We start from the raw sequence: 1412 nt of genomic DNA, 5'->3' as shown, positions 1-1412 counted from the left end.
TCCAAAATAATAAAATTCTTTTTTGTGGATTACTTCGCTTGCGCTCGTAATGACAATAAATAATTAATGACAATAAATAATTAAAATACATTCTTACAAATTATAGTTTCCTCTCTTCCCGCTCCAACCGAAATTATTGATATTTCCGTCTCCGTTATTTCGCTTAATCTTTCGAGATATTTTTTAGCGTTTTTCGGCAATTTATCGTAATCTCTTATATTTCTTGTATCGGTTTTCCAGCCTTCAAATTCTTCGTAAACTGGCTCTACTTTAGAGAGAATATCCAAATCGGCGGGATAATCTTCAATTATTTTTCCGTTATATTTATAAGAAACGCATATTTTTAATTTATCCAAATCGTCAAGTATATCGAGTCGAGTGATAGCCAAAGAATCGAGTCCGTTAACATAAGATGCATGTTTTATAACGCAAGCGTCAAGCCAACCGCATCGTCTCGCTCTTCCCGTCACCGTTCCGTATTCGTTTCCCTTATCTCTTATATGATTTCCTATTTCGTCAAAAAGTTCGGATGGAAAAGGTCCCTCTCCGACTCTCGTTGAATAAGCCTTTACCACTCCGATAACATTATCAATCTTTCTTGGTCCAACTCCGCTTCCAGAACATGCTCCCGCAGAAGTAGGCAATGACGAAGTGACAAAAGGATAAGTTCCATGTTCCAAATCGAGCATCGTAGCTTGCGCTCCCTCGAATAAAATATTCTTTTTTTCTTTTATCGCTTTATTTAAAATCGTAATCGTATCGGCGACATAAGGCTTTAATCTTTCTCCGTATTCCAAATATTCTTTTAATATTTCCTCGTAATCAAAACCGTTATGATTATAAAGTTTTTTAAGAAGTTTATTTTTTAATTCTAAATTGAATTTTAATTTTTTCGCAAATATTTCTTTATTCATTAAATCGCAAATTCTTATTCCGATTCGTCCCGCTTTGTCCATATAGCAAGGTCCGATTCCGTTTTTCGTAGTTCCCAATTTATTTTCGCCCAAATCTTCTTCTTGAAGTTCGTCAAGGAGTTTATGATAAGGAAAAATTATATGCGCTCTGTCGGATATTTTGAGATTCGATATTTTAATTTTTTTATTTTTAAGCTCGTCTATTTCTTTTAAAAATACTTTTGGCTCTATGACTATTCCGTTTCCGATAACGCATATTTTATCTTCGTATAATATTCCCGAAGGCAAGAGTCTTAATTTATATTTATTTTCGCCGACAACTACCGTATGCCCCGCGTTACTTCCGCCTTGAGAACGGACTATATACTCGCTTTTTTCGGCAAGAAAGTCGACTATTTTTCCTTTGCCCTCGTCTCCCCATTGAGTTCCGACTACGATTACAGAAGCCATTTTTCCTCCAAAAACCAATTTAAGAGTTTTTATGATTATTATTAATGA

The 1412-nt window shown here is 34.8% G+C and carries 1 protein-coding gene; it reads right to left on the bottom strand.

Annotated elements, in window-relative coordinates:
- Nucleotides 1-80 precede the first annotated feature (80 nt).
- Nucleotides 81-1364 carry an adenylosuccinate synthase gene (locus EZH24_RS11835; RefSeq protein ID WP_137999281.1) on the bottom strand — a complete coding sequence of 428 codons (1284 nt, stop codon included), beginning with the start codon at nt 1362-1364 and terminating at the stop codon, nt 81-83.
- Nucleotides 1365-1412: the final 48 nt, after the last annotated feature.

This window comes from Brachyspira catarrhinii (assembly GCF_005518285.1).
GTDB classification, from domain to species: Bacteria; Spirochaetota; Brachyspiria; order Brachyspirales; family Brachyspiraceae; genus Brachyspira; species Brachyspira catarrhinii.
The sequence above is the reverse complement of the archived record's forward strand: the minus strand, read 5'-3'. Positions and strand labels throughout refer to the sequence as shown.